Here is a 15,990-nt window from a genome sequence, read left to right on the forward strand (position 1 = left end):
TCTTAAACTTAGTCCGATGCAAAAGATTTTAATACCTACGGATTTTTCGGAAAATGCATGGAATGCCATTGATTATGCCATGCAATTGTTTCGTAACAAGCATTGTACATTTTATTTGCTGAATACATATACACCAGTAATTCCCAGCAGCCGATTTATGGCCAAAATGATTGATGGTGAACGCATTGTAGATGCGGTAAGGGACACTTCAGAAAAGAGTCTAAAGAAAACGGTAGACCGAATCAAGAGCAAATATGGTAATCCCAACCATAGTTTTGAAACCATATCCTCCTTTAATCTTTTGGTTGAAGAAGTCAAAGATCTTGTTGACTCATTGGGAATCCATTTAGTGGTCACTGGTACCAAAGGTGCTTCTGGTATTGATGAAGTTTTTATGGGCAGTAATACGGTTCGCATCATAAAGAACACCAAAAAATGTCCTGTTTTGGCCATTCCATACAATTATGATTATACCACGCCTTCAGAAATTGCTTTTGCAACTGACTTTACCCGATTTTATACCACTTCAGAATTAATGCCGTTGATAGAAATGGCCAGGATGTTCAATTCGGCCATACGCATTGTACATGTGCAATATGGCATTAAGGCACTTTCCGAGCTACAGCAGTTTAATCTAAACATGTTGCGAAGGTATCTCAAAGGTGTGGAACATTATGTACACACAGTTTCTGAAATCAATTCGGTGTCCCAAACTTTGGAAATCTTCTCCAAAGAACTGGATATCCATTTGTTGGCTTTGTTGAACTATCAGCACAGTTATATGGAAAAAATGACACGGGAGCCCATTGTAAAACGAGCAGCGTTCCACACGCAAATACCATTGTTCGTGATTCCCGAATTGGGCATGGAAGGGGTTTCTTCCAGTTCTGATGAAAAGGTGGAGCAACAGGCGTATCAATAGCAATAAATAGCGTTTGGCTTCCTATCTTTATGCTATAAAGCATAAGGATTTTTCATGGACAAACAATTGCTGATCGAATGTCATGCGCGGATAAAGCCCTTTATCCACAACACCCCTGTTTTAACTTCCCGTCTCATTGATGAAATGGTAGGGGCAGCCCTTTTTTTCAAGTGCGAAAACTTTCAACGCATGGGTGCTTTTAAAATGCGTGGAGCTGCCAATGCCATTATGCAACTTTCCGAAAAGCAAAAGCAAAATGGGGTAGTGACCCATTCTTCGGGGAATTTTGCCCAAGCTCTGTCTTTGGCTGCACAAAGTCTTGGGGTGAGGGCTTATATTGTGATGCCGGAAAATGCTCCCCAAGTAAAGAAAAATGCGGTAAAAGGATACGGAGGTCAGATTATTGAATGTGAGCCTACCTTGGAAGCTCGTGAGCGAGAGTCAAAACAGATTCAGGAAAAATACGGAGCAACTTTTATTCATCCTTCTAATGATGATGCTGTAATCCTAGGTCAGGGCACAGCTTGTATGGAGCTATTGGGGTTCCATCCTGATTTAGATTACGTGGTGACTCCTGTTGGTGGTGGGGGATTGATCGCAGGAACCGCCCTTGCCGCTTTTTACTTTGGAAATGAATGCAAAACCATTGGGGGCGAACCGTTTGAGGTTGACGATGCATATCGCTCCCTACAAAGTGGAAAAATAGAGCAGAATTCCACATCAAATACCATAGCCGATGGTCTTAAAACCCAGTTGGGGAATAGAAATTTTCCCATTATCCAAAAACATGTGGAAGAAATAATTCGGGTAACAGAAGAGGAAATCGTTTTTGCCATGCAATTAATCTGGGAACGGCTCAAGATTGTCTGCGAACCTTCCAGCGCAGTGGCCCTTGCAGCAATCTTAACCAAAAAAGCAAAGTTTAGCGGCAAAAAAGTAGGGGTGATCGTCTCTGGGGGAAATGTTGACGTTGGTAATTTACCTTTTAAAAGGCTAGGCTGACTTAGGAAACGTAATTGTAAAGGTAGTACCGATTTCTATTTCACTTTCCACCTCAATTTTCCCATCCATGGCCTCCACTTGGGTCTTTACCAAGTACAGTCCCAACCCTTTTCCGAGGGTCTCTCCGCTAAGCCTACCGTACATCGTAAAAATCTTCCTTTCCCTTTCCGGGGTAAGTTCCATGCCAATTCCATTGTCCTTAATCTGGATCAATAAGGCATCATCTGTTGCTTGGGTTGAAATCTCAACAATGGGCTTTACGTCTTCCTTGGCATAGTTGATGGCATTAAGAATAAGGTTATATAAAATATTGACAAAATAACTTTTTAGGCCTAGGAAGGAACCGGCTTTGGAAAAATCGGTTTTTATGGTGGCATTGGTCTTCGCCATTTCTTCGGAAAGTAGTCCATCCACATCCTTCATCACCTCCGCCAATCTAATTTTTCGGAATCTTTCCTTATCCGTATTCTTCATGGACAAAGAAAGATTAAGGTCTTTTATAGTATGGTCCAAGGCTTCTGTAGTATGCTCAATCTTCTTTACAATGTCATCATTCATCTCATCTTTGCCCCATTCGTATATTTTTGCCAACATCAAGAGGTTTGAGATGGGGCCCCGGAGGTTATGTGAAATGATTCGCACAAAATTCTGAAGCTCATTGTTTTGCTGTACGATCTGCTCATTGGCCAACACATCCTTGGTCACATCTTGGGTAGTGCCCGACATACGGTAGGGTTTGTTGTTCTCATCATAATAAACAGTACCTTTTTGATGAACATACCTTACCTCACCGCCATTGATTACGATTCTATGGACAATATCGTGCAGCTCATTCTTTTGGATACATCGCTCAACATCCTTATTAAAAACTTCCCGATCTTCTGGGTGAATAATTTCCATTAGAGCCTCAAAAGTAGCTTCAAACTCGCCGGGAACCTGACCAAAAATCCTAAACAGTTGATTGGACCATGTTATCTCATTTTTATGCATATCCCAGCTCCAATGTCCCACATTGGTTATTTTTTGAACCTCGCTGTATCTGGATTCAATATCTTCCAGCCTATGAATGTTATCAACTTCATGGGTGATATCCTTTTGCCAGACACAACACCCCATCACTTTGCCAGAAATATCCATAAAAGGTTGAAAAACAAACTCATGAACTCGGAAAGAACCATTTTTGACCAAGGTGTGCTTTGCAGTTGTTGGATAGTGGTTCAATGCCCTTTCACAGCCTTTCAAACAAACACTAAAAAACCAACTCTTGGCATATGCTTCCCTTAGGTCTTCGCCCTTCTCTGGAGCTCTGCCAAATTCTTCCTTGAACTTATTTTCAAACATTTGGTTGAAAGTGGTCAACTGGAATTCCTTATCCATGGTCCATACCACATCACTACTGTCTTCGAAGATTTCTATTGCATCTTGAATGCGAACTTGCTTTTTTTTCACCTTTCAAAACTTTATTAGCATACAGTTTATTATAAAGGGGGACAACGCATTAACGAGATTTTTCAGCATAAAGTCTCTTTTGTCAAAATTTTTGGCAATAAACCAGCAATTTCAACAAAGTAGCAATGCTGTGCAATATCAATAAACTAAAAACAAATATAAAGGATATAGCTTTAGATATTTTGGATAAAAATCGCTTAACTTAGAAGTAAGAACCCTGCAGATAATCTTCCAAATGTTCGATATGTAATGGTTTTGTAATAAATTCCTTTACGTATTTATCGTATTTTTTGGCTTCTTCCCTATCCTCGTCCGATTCTGAAGATGTAACGAGCAAAACTTTGTTCGTTTCTGGAAAATTTTCAAGCATCATAAATTCCAAGAATTCAAATCCGCTCATTTCCGGCATATTTATATCAAGAAGAATCAATGTTTTAACGTTTGGGTCTTCCCTAAACCTTAAATCATCAAGTGCCAGTTCTGGGTTGGTAAAGCTTTTTAGTTTATCCTCCATTCCCATTCTTCTGAAATGGATTGCATTCACGGTGTTCACAAGGTCCTCGTCATCGACCAAATAAATTTCCTTGTACATATAGTCAGTTAATATAGTTTTGGTTAAGCAAATCGCTTTTTTAAAGATATGTTAAATCAGCGAAAAAAATGATTTTTGTCAACTAAATCAAACATCATTTGACAATATTTATTGTATTTGAGAAGTAAGAAAGCATTTTTTTGAAAGAAAAGTAACCTTTTTCTTACTTTTTATAAGCGCCACATCCTGCTGTACCGGATTATGGAAACTATGAGAAATTTTTAAAAGAGTTTTTTCAGAAATTATACCCTTGCAGTCGTGTGCAATCCATTGCAGCCCTACTTTATTTTGAAGTAATACTAACCTTGTTTGTCTTCTAAGTGGTTTGGTTTCTTTTTATGAAAAATCTATCCAAGGACCACCTTCCACCTCCCGTAAGTATGAGGACAATTACCATGGCCAAAACCAAAAGATGGTATTCAAATCCCTCGCCTATTTGGGGTTGCATATACCAATTCATATAAAAACCCCATCTAAGGTGCACCAAGTAAACCGCAACCAACATTATTAAACCGATAGAGAAGGCCCAAATCCGGGTGAACAATCCCAAAACCAATAGAACAGCTCCAAAAGATTCAATACAGATTACGGTGTAGGTTAAAAAAGAAGGAACATTCCACCATTGTTGCCATGCCGCAACGGTCCAAGAAGGACCATGTCCACCCCAAACCCCAAAGAGCTTTTGGGCCCCATCAGCAAAAATTACGCACCCCAAAACAATGCGTAAAATAGTCGGGGTTATATCCATATTTGTAGCCAGAATTCTTTGTACCATACCTTTCATATCCGTTTTATTCATCAAATAAAAGAATGCCCGTTTACTTGGATAAACGGGCAATCAGCAATCAAGCAATCAACCAACCAAGAGTTAATATTGAAGGAAATATAGCGCCTCGGTCCTCATAAAAATTGTACTTATTGGACACTAACAGAGCTATTCCATTTTTGAGTATTTCTTGAGCAGCTTTTTAAAGGGCAACTTTAGAAACTCATGATTTTTGCGGTAGTAAATCCATTTACCATTGGATGAAACTGTAGGTGAAAAATCCGGCCCTGAACTATTGAGTTCCGTCATGGCGATTGGTTTCGTCCATTGTCCATTCTTGCGAAAAGAGATATAAAGGTCACACGTATTTTGCCAATCCCCGGTGGCAAAAGCCGTGAATATGAGATAGTCACCTTTAGGTGAAACCCAAGGGTCTGAAACATCTAGGTGAAAATTAGGAAACCGTATCCTCTTCCCCGCCTCCGTCATACGTCCCTCAAATACGGTTTCGAACAAAGCAAAGACACTTTTCCCATTTTGATTTTCCTCAGTAGTATAAATAAGTTTCCCTTTTTTTGACAGGGTCGGATACGACTGTTCCTCCTCTGGGGTGTTTATGTTGCAAAGACTGGTGGGCTGTTCCCAATCGCCATTTTTGAATCTGGAATACCAAATATTGTTTTTTTCATGGGTTTGACTGCCTTCCAACGGCCTGTTTGAGTTAAAAAACAGAACATCTCCTAGAGGGGAAGCCGTAGGTTCATAATCTTTGTATGTCCCTGAATGCTTCCAAAGGACAGGTTTTCCCCATCCTATTTCGGTTTGCTTGGACCAATATATGGCCAACCTTGGAGCATCCTTAAAATCTATTTTACCCAGGGCCTGCAAACGTTCTTTATGCGGAATTGCCATGTAAAGTACCTTTCCATCTGGTGAAAAACTGACGCCCTGCACCAAGCGGTTATGGTTTTCTGAAAATGGCCTAAATGTTTGGGAAAATCCAAAAAACCCTATGAACAGAAATCCGCAAAAAACAATGCATGACCTCCTCATTTGATTTTCACATTACAGGTTTGGAGCTTGAACATTCCTGTTCTGCTATCACTCCAAATGAGCTGAAAGCTTCCATCGGGCTTGGCAGTAATGCCCAAATAATGCCCGCCTCCAATAAACTTATTGGCCACATCGCCATTTTCATTTGTTCTAGGGTTGGAACTGACTTCGGTTATCCGAATCGGGCGTTGAAAACGCTCCCCTCCATCTTTTGAAATAGAAAAAAACACATCATAGGATTTTTGATCTTCTGTAAATTGCCCATCTACCCAAGATATGCCCACTACCCCATTTTTATTCACCGCCACACTGGCCACATTGGCTTTACTTGGTCTTTTATTTTCAAATAGGTCAATTCGCTTTTCTGGAGTCCATGTTTTTCCTTCGTCCTTGGAGTAATTGAGCCAAACACCTTGTGAGCGTGTTCCATCTGCCACTGCCCTCACAAAATAAATCCTGTCCGTAAAATCAGAGTTTTTGCCTATATCCGAAGCCATTCTAGAATACCCCCTTCCCAACCTAGGGTTATTTGAAACGATATAAGTTTCGGAAATTTCTTGTGTTTCAGGGTTGTATACATTGGCCCAAATCTTTCCCTGGCCATGCATGGTGGGGACTACTACCGTTCCATTGGTAAGAATGGCCGGCTCACAAAAATTAAGTCGTCTTCCTTGTCCTTCAATTGCTCCTACTTCCTTGAAACCTCTATTACTTATCGATTCATACAGCACAACATCTGCTCCCATATTGGCATTGAATCGTACCGTTGTTAAATAAAATGCATCTTTAGAGCCCACCAATTTTGTTCCGTCATGACCATGGCCCAAACCTTGAAATACTTGAACATTTGAATCCCAATTTTCTCCACCGTCATTTGAAGTAAAAACAGCAAGGGGAAATTGGCTTTTAAAACTTTTTGGGGTACCTAGCCAACTTAAAGCGGTTTTTCCGTTGGGCAACAATGCCACCCATGGGTCATACCCCCAATAATCATGTGCTGTCTCTTTCCATGTTTCGCCCCCATCTTTGGAAACAAAACTGGACAACCTACAACTTTGATAAGGGTCATTACTATTTGTAACTACCATGGCTGCCGCAAGTAAATGATCATTGTCCGAAGGATGGGAAGCAATAGTGGGCTCTACTATGGGATATGTCTCAAATTGTGATGGAATGGCGATATTTTTCCCTGGAAATGCATCTTTTGAAGAATCCAAACTGACAAACTCCGGAATAGTCTGCGCCTTTCCCAAACATCCCAAGAGCACAAAAAGAAATCCACTGATATAAATTTTTGACCTGGTTCCCATTCTCAAGAATTAGGATTCATTATTCGCTGCGCACTCAATGAAGCTTCCATACCATTGTCTGTATTTTGTAGCTTCAACTCAACCCGACCTCTTCCCAAAACAGGATGGACGTATTCCCCTATCAATTCTTTACGAGTCTCTTTTTCCAAGGCAAACTCCGGAAGCTTCTGTAACTCATCTGCCATGAATTTCATAAACTCGTAAACATCCACCCCCTCCCAAAGCAGGTATTTGTATTCCCAAGTATTCATATCGCCTTCGGAGAAATGGTATTTCGTGGCAAAACGCCTGACCAAATCCCCAATGCTTAGGATAAAATTGTCCGCCAATTGCGACCGGGCGTAATCATGTTTGCGCTTCCAAGGATATTCCATTCTATTGGCCACATCTTGGGCTCTTCCCACTCCATAATACTTGGCGACCACCTCAAAAGAGGCATCAATTCCGGAAGAGAGTCCAGATGACGTAATGATATGTCCATTATTGGTGTATTTTACATCATTCAAAACCTTGGCATTGGGGAACTGTGTTTTAAGGGTTGGTATCAATGAAGCAAAGGTTGTGGCATCGTTACCATCCAGTAGTCCGGCCAACCCTAAAAAAAAAGCGCCGCTGCACACCGAAAATAGGGTATCCGTTTCGCCATCTCTTTCTTTTAACCATTGAACTATTTCCATATCCTGGTTGGATTCTGCCGCTCCACCACCTGGAACCGTTATCACATCCACTTGCGGAAGATTTGCAAACGTATAATCCGGAGATAGCCTCATGTACATCCCAATTGCCTTTGCTTCGCTGTTTTTGGCCACAGTGACCACATGAAACCCAGCATGTTCAAATACCGACATAGGTCCTGTTACATCCATAATATCCGCTCCATCAAACAGCAAAATGGCCACAGTCTTTCTCGTAATTCCATTTCTAGGTTTATCTTCCATTCCTTTTAATTGAGACGTGTATGCCATATTACATTCGCTGCAAATTGCAGGTGCATCAAAATGTTGTCCATCTTTGGAACACCCGCAGGGCGGGCAAACATATTGCACACTATATTTTGGGATTTGTATTTGGGCAAAGCTTTGAGAATGGGTGGTAAGAAAAACACCCAGCAGACAAATAAAAAGTACGTTTTTTAACATGTTGGTAGAAATTATATCCGACCAACTTACTGCCTGTACACTACCTTAAATTGTATAATTTGGACATTAACCCTTCATTAACAACGTATTCTGATGTTGCAAACAGCTTTTCCGGAGGAAAAAGCTATTCCTTCCAAGGGTATGCATTTTCCTTTTTGATGGAATTCTTGATTTCCTGAATTTTGACAGCATCAATCACCTGCCCTTCCCGAATCACCAATTCAATTTTTCGCACATTATTGATGCTCTCCAAAGGATTGTCGTTGAGCAAAACCAAATCAGCTATTTTTCCTTCGGAAACCGTTCCATATTTTTCTTGAATATCAAAAAACAAGGCTGGATTCAGGGTAGCTGTTTTTAAAGCTTCTGCGGGAGTCAGTCCTGCTTGGGTGAAAGCTTCCAATTCGTTGTGAACACCAACTCCAGGGTGGCATAAGGGATTGGCACCAACATCGGTACCTGCTAAAAACATCACTCCCTGCTCGTTCATGTTTTTCACCATATCCAAATACAGTTGATATAAACGTTTTTTGATATCGATATAGCCCAATTTATCTCGATTTTGAAGATGGTCGTTATGGTCAGGGGTCCAATAGGCCTTCAAATAGGGAGGCAGATATGCCACCAAGTCACCGTCTTTCCGCAGTTCATCTTCATACCACGCATTTTTGAACCACATGCTCAAAGTGGGGCAATGCCATATATTATATTTTTTGAAAACACCGTACAGTGAATCGGCTTTGGAAGTATTGAATGTATTCAACCTAAAATCATTAAGTTGATTGGAACGTTCAATGCGGTCATCGATAGCTTGAAGGGACGCCATAAATTCCTCCGATGGCGTATCAGCACATTCTTTGAGGATTTCCAACAGATGCTCCTGGCTTTTCATCCCAGTTTCGGCCGCTTTGGATGGAGGCACTGTGTAGGGCACGTGGCCCACAAACGGAAAACCAATTTCATTGGCATAGGCACTCACCGCCAAGTAGGTTTCCCTAGGCAAAAGGGAATAAATCTTTAGAAAATCAACCCCTTCCTTGATCAAGGAATCCACCACCTGTTTGGCATCCTCGGGCGCATTAATGCCCACTGATCCATCCCACATGGGATTGGGACCGTCCAACAAAGGGCCACCGGCGTAGATTTTTGGGGCCAATAGTTTTCCATCCTTGTATAGCTCTCGCCATCGTTGTACTAATTTTATATCGCCCCCCATATCGCGGATGCCTGTTACCCCGTTCACCACAAACAAGGGCATCAATCGGTCTTTTTCTTCCTCTTTGGGGTTCATTCGCCACACCTCAGGGTCATCTGGGTGGGCGTGCATGTCCCATAAACCAGGAATGATATACTTTCCTTTAGCATCAATCACAGTACCTGCTTCATAGTTTACTTTCCCATCCGCAGCCCGAATATCCAAGATTTTATTTCCTTGAAGCAACACATTCTGATCGGAAACCAATTCCCCGGTCTCCACATCCACCACATGTACATCCTCAACCAAAACAGTTCCGGAAAGTGTTTCCTTTTTCTCACATGATATCAGCAGAAAACCTAAAAAGACAGCAAAAAACAGTTTCTTCATGGGACTTAACTTGAGTGATCGGTAATCATGTACCATTTTCCTTTTATCTTTTTCATGTTGACGGAAAACCATCCTTGGGCCAGTTCTTCCCTACCTGGAAATTTTAGGTTGAAGCGACCTGTGACAAAATACAAATGGTCGCTCAAACGTCGTGTATTGATGTTATCAAAATACAACTCACCCATGCGCTCTTTGGGAAAGTATTTTTTATAATTCCCAATAATATTATCATAACCATAGGTTATTCCGCCCTGAGAAGCGGTTTGTATAGGCTCGGTTTTGGCATAGGCCTCCATATAGCATTCTATATTGGAATTGTTCCAACAGTCCTCCTGTTTTTTGAAGTTCTGCCGAATAGTATAATCATCGATACTACCCAAGTAGTTGTCCACAATTTCTTCCAAATCGAATAAAAATTGCTGCAAATAAGCATAGGTTCCATCATCATTCACTTGAATGGCTAAGGCATATTGTCTATTTTGGGAATACTCCACATGCGACACATAACCGGGAAAGAAGCCCGAATGCCCATATCTGGTATCGTTCCTCTTGCTCCAAACAAAAGTTCCCAATCCATATCCGTTATCAAAAGCTTGCCCAGTGGACATACTCACCGCCTTCCTAAGCTTGGTCTTTGTGTCTTCATCCAGATATTCCCCCTCTTGGATAAACTTTACCATTTTGGTTAAATCCTTTGGGTTGCTGACAAAGCCACCTCCGGCCCATTCAAAAGAAGGGTCTAAAACAAAGTTTCCATCAGTGTCCACAACTTTTTTAGGAAGACCAAAGGGATTATTAGGTCCCACATATCCTTGCGCCAATCCTTCTATTTGATCACTTCGCTGCGGAACCGTTAAATCCAACCACAAGGGATCTAGAATTTGCTCTTGAATCAAATCATAAAAATCCCGTCCTGTTATTTTCTCTACAATCAGACCTAACAAAATATAATTGGTATCTGAATACGCCCATCCTTTTCCCACAGGATGTACCGGTTCTTTGTTGGCTATGGATTGAATGCAGTCCACCGGAGCCCTTTTCTTTTTTGGGTCCTTTACAAAATCCTCCATAAACTCAGGCTGAAACAAATGCCGTGGCAAACCTGAAGTATGGTTCATCAAATTGATGATTTTAATATCGTCATGATTGGGAAAAGTTGAATACCAGTCCGTATCGCCCAAATAAGAGGAAGCCTTATCGTCCAAATTCAATTTTCCCTCCTGAATCATTTTTAAGGCAACAGCTGCAAAGAAGATTTTTCCAACGCTACCGGCTGGCATTTTGCTATCGGGCCTCATGGGAATTTTTTCTTCGGTATCGGAAAAGCCTGCTGCCAATGTAATTTGATGTTCCTCATTAAGCAGCAGGGAAAAAGTAACTCCTGGGAGATTATTTTCTCGAACGATGGAATTTAACTTAGTTTGAAGTTCGGATTCCAGTTGGCTGTAAAATTCTTGCGCTTGAACCAGAGTTTGGAAACATAAAAACGCTAGAAGTCCCTTAAGAATCTTCTTTTTTCTGTTTTGTATCATGCTTGGTGGTTGCTCCTCAATTTTGTAATTGCCCTAAATATAGCTCATAAGGCAAATCTACCTCTGGGAAGTATCTAAAAATTGTAAAAATTAGACAGGAATCAGCTCCAACGCTGCGCAATGATGCCCATAAGGACTTCCTCTGAACTTGACAGTTTTTTGCCAAAAAAGTCCTTGGGTGTCAATGAAGAAAATGATTTAAACTCCCTAATAAAATGGGATTGGTCAAAAAAGCCCAACTCATTGCCCAATTGGGTGAGATTTAAATCGGTCAATTGCCCCCGTAGGTGAATGGCGGCATTAAAGCGTATAATCCTTATGTAGGTTTTCGGCGCAATGCCCATATAAAATTTAAAGAGCCGCTCCATTTTCTTGTAGTTGATATTAAAATGTGCAGCCAATACATTGGAACGAATCTCCCCTTTTTTTATCTTAATGTATTCCACAATAGCGGAATAGAGCATATAATCATCATCCGAATTGAGCTTAACAATCCGCTTTAAAAGAAACGATTCCACAACCTTTATTTTGCCTTTCACACTAGGTTGTTCAAAAACCTGCTCCTCCAATTCCATTAAACCCCTATCCGCTATACCGTCCAGTCCCACAAAAATGTTGTTGAGTTCTTTGTAGCTGTAATCCAAAAATAGGGGAAATCCCTCCGGGTTGATTTTTATTCCAAAGGATGTTGTTTTCCCGGGTGAATAGTAATAGTTGACCGGTTTGGTTCTTTGTCCGAACAAACTGGTACGGCCCAACGTTATGGGTTGACCCTCTGTTGAAGTGTTTCTTTTGATGGAATTCTGGGAATCAATAAACAGCAAACCAAATGTGCCATCGGGCACCACAATATCGGTGATATCCTCATAGACCAAGGACGTATCCACCGTAAAATAACTGTCGATATATCGCGAAAAAAACTGATCTGGATAATATTCCTTGCAATACATGAACTCCTTGGATTCTGTTTTACATCTGTCCAAAAAGTACAATTTGTTACCTAACTCCCTTCTTAATTTTGAAATTTTTTAACAGTAGCTTATGAAAAATGCCTTAAAGACAAGCAAAAAACAACCTCTAATCTGGGGGCTTGTATTGTTATTCCTCTATGTGATTTCATGCAAAAACAAGAAAGAAGCGCCAAAAGGTGAAAGTCCCATCACTTCGGTTGAGGCATTGATAGATTTTATGAAAACCCAAAAAAGTGAAGATCAAATCACTGAGTTCACCTTTGTGCAAGAAACGGTACATTTTAATGAAGAAGGTCAACCACAGGATACCTCAACATGGTATGAGGCCATTCGATATCCCACAGAATTTCGAATAGATTTTGGAGACCCCGAAAATAGAAATGCCAATATTAACCGTAACGACAGCATTTATGTATTCCGAAAGGATTCCCTAGTGCATTCCGGTCCGGAAATTCAGGAATTTTTGATTCTGGAAGGGGGACTCTTCCATTATTCTACAGCAGAAACTTTGGAAAGGCTCAAGAGTTTGGGGATTGACACTTCAATTTTGAATACCTCGGAGTACAACGGAAAACCGGTTTATATTTTAGGGTCTACCGCTGATGACACCAGCAAACCTCAAATCTGGGTGGACGCCAAAGAACTTTACGTGGTCCGAAGGTTCAGTCAAGGCAAACAAGGGGAACTTTACGAAGTAAAATATGATGATTTTAAAAACATTGAAGGGCATTGGATAGAAACTTGGATTGAGTTCCATGTGGATGGCCGCCTTATTCAAACGGAACGGTACAACGATATTGACCTTCATCCAGATCTAGACGACAAGGTTTTCGACCCTAAAGCCTTTGGAGCATCTTATTGGTTCAAAAATTAAACCATGAAAAAGCACAACCTGTCCACCCAAAGCATATCTTGGATTTCAGTGCTTCTCCAAAACAATTGAAATATAGAAAACAGTTTGGAACAACAGCGCACGTTCATCAATAGGATAAAGCGAATGCTTTCTGAAACGAAGATTTTTTGCATTTTTTTAGTTGGAGCATTCCTGTTTCTGACAATGTCATGCGAACAGATGAAGCCTATAGATTCATTGGGACAATATCAAGAAGGCACCCATATTTTTGAAGAAGGGTTGATTTCAACGCAAGAAAACCACGAAGGTCTTTCCTATATATCCCCTCAAAAGGATGTCATCATTTTTACGCGAAGCGATAAAAATTACGAGCAATCGGGGCTCTATATCTCACGCTTTTTAGAGGGTCAATGGACCGTCCCAACCAAAATAAAACTTACTGAAAGCTCATATGAAGCTGGTATTGCTTTTAGTCCCGATAAATCCAAAGCCTTTTTTACCAATAAATTTAAACTTAAGGAAGGAGATAGTACCAACCTTTGGAACATTTGGGAAATTGAGCTTGATGAAAAGTATGAATTTAAGAAGGAAACCGCCAAACCATTGGTCAGTCCCATTAACTCCAAATATCAAGACTGTTGTTTGACCATGAATTCCAACGGGAACGTCTATTTTTCATCCAACAGGGACGGTACTTGGGACATTTACAGCGCCCAATATGTGAACCATTCTTTTGAAAGAATTGAAAAATTAGACCATCCCATCAACACAAATGAAAGTGGTGAATGGCCCAGCCATATTAGCCGATCCAATTCTGTTTTATGGTTCAGTTCCATCCGAAAAAGTGGGATTGGAGGTGATGATATTTACATATCCCACAAAAGCAAAGGCTCTTGGCAAGAACCTATTTTACTGAACGATTCCATCAACTCCAAATTCTATGAAGACAGTGCTTTCATTACTGCGGACAGCAGTCACTTTTTCTTTTCAAGTGGAAAACCCTTCAGAGAAATCAATGGGATGAGCAATATTTATGTTTCAAAAAATAAGGCCAAGCCATAAAACCCAAATTAGCCTTTTCTAATCTTGGCTATAAGGGCCAACGTTTCGCTCACACTTTTTTCCAATCCTTTAAAATCCCCATTTTGTATGACCTCCTTACTGATTAGTTGTGAGCCCAATCCCACACAGGTCACTCCTGCACCAAACCACCCTTTTAGGTTGTCCTCATCTGTACTCACACCTCCAGTAGGCATAATGCTTGTCCAAGGTTGGGGACCCTTTATGGCCTTTACAAACCCGGGGCCATACAGAGAGCCAGGGAACAGCTTCACAATCTCACAACCCAGTTCCTCCGCCCTTGCAATCTCCGTAAGGGAACCGCAGCCCGGACTGTAGGATACTTTTCTTCGGTTGCAGACGATTGCCACGTCCTCCCGTAGTGAGGCCGTAACCACAAAGTTGGCTCCCAACTGCATGTAGAGCGAGGCCGCTGCGGCATCGGTCACCGAACCAACGCCCATCATCATTCTGGGGAGTTCTTTCAAGGCATATTTGTTCAACTCTGCGAACACCTCATGGGCAAAGTCTCCCCGTGAGGTGAACTCCATCAGTCGGGCGCCGCCATCGTAACAGGCCTTCAGTACTTTTTTTCCTAACTCAACATCTGGGTGGTAGAACAAGGGCACCATTCCGGTCCCCATCATTGTGCTCACTACTTCTATGCGCGTATATCTTGCCATTTTATCCTTTTTTATCGTGATACCCTCCCAGAGGCATCGCCTCCCATCAATTTCTCAACTTCATCTACGGTCACCAAATTGGCATCACCCTTTATGGTGTGTTTTAAGCAGGAGGCCGCCACCGCAAAATCCAGTGCGTTCTGATCGTCCTCTGGGTATTTGATCAGTCCATAGATCAATCCGCCCATAAAGGAGTCCCCGCCACCCACGCGGTCAACGATATGGGTAATCTGGTATTCCCTTGACTTATAAAGTTCCTTTCCATCATAGAGCACCCCGGCCCAAGTATTGTGCGAGGCCGACAGTGAACCCCTAAGGGTGGTGATCACCTTCTTGGCGTTCGGGAACCTTTCCATCATCTGTTTGCAGACGGACAGGAAAGCCTCTGCTTTCACATGTTCCCCTTGGGTGGTGATGTCCAGCCCCTCGGGCTTTATGCCAAAGTGCTTCTCCGCATCTTCCTCGTTCCCCAACACAATATCACAATGCGCGGTGAGCTCCGACATGATTTCTTCGCGTTTTGCATCATCACAATACTTCCAGAGCTTGGCCCTATAATTCAGGTCCGTTGATATGGTCACGCCCATTTCCCGGGCCACCTTAACAGCTTCTATGCAAGCATCGGCCGCGCCTTGGGAAATGGCCGGGGTAATCCCCGTCCAATGGAACCACTGTGCTCCTTCAAAAACTTTCTTCCAATCGATCATTCCCGGGCCAATCTCGGCCATTGCAGAGTGGGCCCTATCATAGACCACCTTGCTCCCGCGGCTCACTGCTCCCGTCTCCAGAAAATAGATTCCGAGGCGGTCACCGCCAAAGATTATTCTGTCCGTGCCGACTCCCCGCTTTCGCATCTCCATAAGCGCACATTCTCCTATATCATTCTTTGGCAAGCGGGTCACAAAATCCACTGGAACACCATAATTGGCCAGGGATACCGCAACGTTCGACTCGCCGCCACCGTACACTACATCAAAACTATTTGTTTGCGAAAACCTCAAAAAGCCGGGAGGTGCCAAGCGAAGCATAATCTCACCAAAGGTCACTACTTTCTTCATATTATATTTATTTTGA

At 41.8% G+C, this 15,990-nt stretch carries 15 protein-coding genes; 4 read left to right on the top strand and 11 right to left on the bottom strand.

All coding sequences use genetic code 11. The features are described 5' to 3' along the window. The first annotated feature begins 16 nt into the window (after nucleotides 1-16). Both J0X14_RS11880 and J0X14_RS11885 read left to right on the top strand, forming a co-directional pair. On the top strand, nucleotides 17-922 hold the full coding sequence (locus tag J0X14_RS11880; protein ID WP_207097992.1) for a universal stress protein: 906 nt from the start codon (nucleotides 17-19) through the stop codon (nucleotides 920-922). A gap of 54 nt (nucleotides 923-976) precedes the next feature. Next, a complete protein-coding gene (locus tag J0X14_RS11885; RefSeq protein ID WP_207097993.1) occupies nucleotides 977-1,924 on the top strand; it encodes a threonine/serine dehydratase in 948 nt (315 codons plus the stop codon). Here the strand turns inward: J0X14_RS11885 and J0X14_RS11890 are convergent. The 9 genes from J0X14_RS11890 to J0X14_RS11930 all read right to left on the bottom strand — a co-directional run bounded on the left by J0X14_RS11890 (nucleotide 1,916) and on the right by J0X14_RS11930 (nucleotide 12,333). Next, nucleotides 1,916-3,373, bottom strand: a complete 1,458-nt coding sequence (locus tag J0X14_RS11890) for a sensor histidine kinase (protein WP_207097994.1) — start codon at nucleotides 3,371-3,373, stop codon at nucleotides 1,916-1,918. The genes J0X14_RS11885 and J0X14_RS11890 overlap by 9 nt on opposite strands. Nucleotides 3,374-3,575: 202 nt before the next feature. Further along, nucleotides 3,576-3,965, bottom strand: a complete 390-nt coding sequence (locus tag J0X14_RS11895; protein ID WP_207097995.1) for a response regulator — start codon at nucleotides 3,963-3,965, stop codon at nucleotides 3,576-3,578. A gap of 316 nt (nucleotides 3,966-4,281) precedes the next feature. Next, nucleotides 4,282-4,740 (bottom strand): DoxX family protein, encoded by a 459-nt coding sequence (locus J0X14_RS11900; protein ID WP_207097996.1) that lies wholly within the window; start codon nucleotides 4,738-4,740, stop codon nucleotides 4,282-4,284. A gap of 159 nt (nucleotides 4,741-4,899) precedes the next feature. Next, complete coding sequence (locus J0X14_RS11905) at nucleotides 4,900-5,643, bottom strand: TolB family protein (RefSeq protein WP_207097997.1); 744 nt, start codon at nucleotides 5,641-5,643, stop codon at nucleotides 4,900-4,902. Nucleotides 5,644-5,780: 137 nt separating this feature from the next. Next, the gene (locus J0X14_RS11910; RefSeq protein WP_207097998.1) at nucleotides 5,781-7,094 is read right to left on the bottom strand and encodes a sialidase family protein; all 1,314 of its coding nucleotides are present in this window, start codon (nucleotides 7,092-7,094) and stop codon (nucleotides 5,781-5,783) included. 2 nt (nucleotides 7,095-7,096) lie between these two features. Then, on the bottom strand, nucleotides 7,097-8,032 hold the full coding sequence (locus J0X14_RS11915; protein WP_207097999.1) for a DJ-1/PfpI family protein: 936 nt from the start codon (nucleotides 8,030-8,032) through the stop codon (nucleotides 7,097-7,099). A gap of 325 nt (nucleotides 8,033-8,357) precedes the next feature. Next, nucleotides 8,358-9,818: an amidohydrolase family protein gene (locus J0X14_RS11920; protein ID WP_207098000.1), complete on the bottom strand. Its 1,461-nt coding sequence runs from the start codon at nucleotides 9,816-9,818 to the stop codon at nucleotides 8,358-8,360. A gap of 5 nt (nucleotides 9,819-9,823) precedes the next feature. Next, nucleotides 9,824-11,350, bottom strand: a complete 1,527-nt coding sequence (locus J0X14_RS11925; RefSeq protein WP_207098001.1) for a serine hydrolase domain-containing protein — start codon at nucleotides 11,348-11,350, stop codon at nucleotides 9,824-9,826. Between the two features lie 101 nt (nucleotides 11,351-11,451). Further along, nucleotides 11,452-12,333 carry a helix-turn-helix domain-containing protein gene (locus J0X14_RS11930; protein ID WP_207098002.1) on the bottom strand — a complete coding sequence of 294 codons (882 nt, stop codon included), beginning with the start codon at nucleotides 12,331-12,333 and terminating at the stop codon, nucleotides 11,452-11,454. 58 nt (nucleotides 12,334-12,391) lie between these two features. On the opposite strand from J0X14_RS11930, the gene J0X14_RS11935 reads away from it, so the two are divergent. Next, a complete protein-coding gene (locus J0X14_RS11935; protein ID WP_207098003.1) occupies nucleotides 12,392-13,195 on the top strand; it encodes a hypothetical protein in 804 nt (267 codons plus the stop codon). Nucleotides 13,196-13,393: 198 nt separating this feature from the next. Beyond that, nucleotides 13,394-14,236, top strand: a complete 843-nt coding sequence (locus tag J0X14_RS11940; RefSeq protein ID WP_207098004.1) for a hypothetical protein — start codon at nucleotides 13,394-13,396, stop codon at nucleotides 14,234-14,236. Between the two features lie 8 nt (nucleotides 14,237-14,244). Here the strand turns inward: J0X14_RS11940 and J0X14_RS11945 are convergent, their stop codons facing one another. Both J0X14_RS11945 and J0X14_RS11950 read right to left on the bottom strand, forming a co-directional pair. Beyond that, complete coding sequence (locus J0X14_RS11945; protein WP_207098005.1) at nucleotides 14,245-14,916, bottom strand: bifunctional 4-hydroxy-2-oxoglutarate aldolase/2-dehydro-3-deoxy-phosphogluconate aldolase; 672 nt, start codon at nucleotides 14,914-14,916, stop codon at nucleotides 14,245-14,247. 11 nt (nucleotides 14,917-14,927) lie between these two features. Beyond that, on the bottom strand, nucleotides 14,928-15,974 hold the full coding sequence (locus tag J0X14_RS11950; RefSeq protein WP_207098006.1) for a sugar kinase: 1,047 nt from the start codon (nucleotides 15,972-15,974) through the stop codon (nucleotides 14,928-14,930). Nucleotides 15,975-15,990 lie beyond the last annotated feature (16 nt).

It is taken from the genome of Allomuricauda sp. CAU 1633 (genome assembly GCF_017313225.1).
Taxonomy (GTDB): domain Bacteria; phylum Bacteroidota; class Bacteroidia; order Flavobacteriales; family Flavobacteriaceae; genus Flagellimonas.

What these genes read in the sequence shown, in the direction of transcription:
- J0X14_RS11880 (WP_207097992.1), top strand. Translation starts at nt 17, where the DNA reads ATGCAAAAGATTTTAATACCTACGGATTTTTCGGAAAATGCATGGAAT.
- J0X14_RS11885 (WP_207097993.1), top strand. Translation starts at nt 977, where the DNA reads ATGGACAAACAATTGCTGATCGAATGTCATGCGCGGATAAAGCCCTTT.
- J0X14_RS11895 (WP_207097995.1), bottom strand. Translation starts at nt 3,965, where the DNA reads ATGTACAAGGAAATTTATTTGGTCGATGACGAGGACCTTGTGAACACC.
- J0X14_RS11900 (WP_207097996.1), bottom strand. Translation starts at nt 4,740, where the DNA reads ATGGTACAAAGAATTCTGGCTACAAATATGGATATAACCCCGACTATT.
- J0X14_RS11905 (WP_207097997.1), bottom strand. Translation starts at nt 5,643, where the DNA reads ATGGCAATTCCGCATAAAGAACGTTTGCAGGCCCTGGGTAAAATAGAT.
- J0X14_RS11910 (WP_207097998.1), bottom strand. Translation starts at nt 7,094, where the DNA reads ATGGGAACCAGGTCAAAAATTTATATCAGTGGATTTCTTTTTGTGCTC.
- J0X14_RS11915 (WP_207097999.1), bottom strand. Translation starts at nt 8,032, where the DNA reads ATGGAAGATAAACCTAGAAATGGAATTACGAGAAAGACTGTGGCCATT.
- J0X14_RS11920 (WP_207098000.1), bottom strand. Translation starts at nt 9,818, where the DNA reads ATGAAGAAACTGTTTTTTGCTGTCTTTTTAGGTTTTCTGCTGATATCA.
- J0X14_RS11925 (WP_207098001.1), bottom strand. Translation starts at nt 11,350, where the DNA reads ATGATACAAAACAGAAAAAAGAAGATTCTTAAGGGACTTCTAGCGTTT.
- J0X14_RS11935 (WP_207098003.1), top strand. Translation starts at nt 12,392, where the DNA reads ATGAAAAATGCCTTAAAGACAAGCAAAAAACAACCTCTAATCTGGGGG.
- J0X14_RS11940 (WP_207098004.1), top strand. Translation starts at nt 13,394, where the DNA reads ATGAAGCCTATAGATTCATTGGGACAATATCAAGAAGGCACCCATATT.
- J0X14_RS11945 (WP_207098005.1), bottom strand. Translation starts at nt 14,916, where the DNA reads ATGGCAAGATATACGCGCATAGAAGTAGTGAGCACAATGATGGGGACC.
- J0X14_RS11950 (WP_207098006.1), bottom strand. Translation starts at nt 15,974, where the DNA reads ATGAAGAAAGTAGTGACCTTTGGTGAGATTATGCTTCGCTTGGCACCT.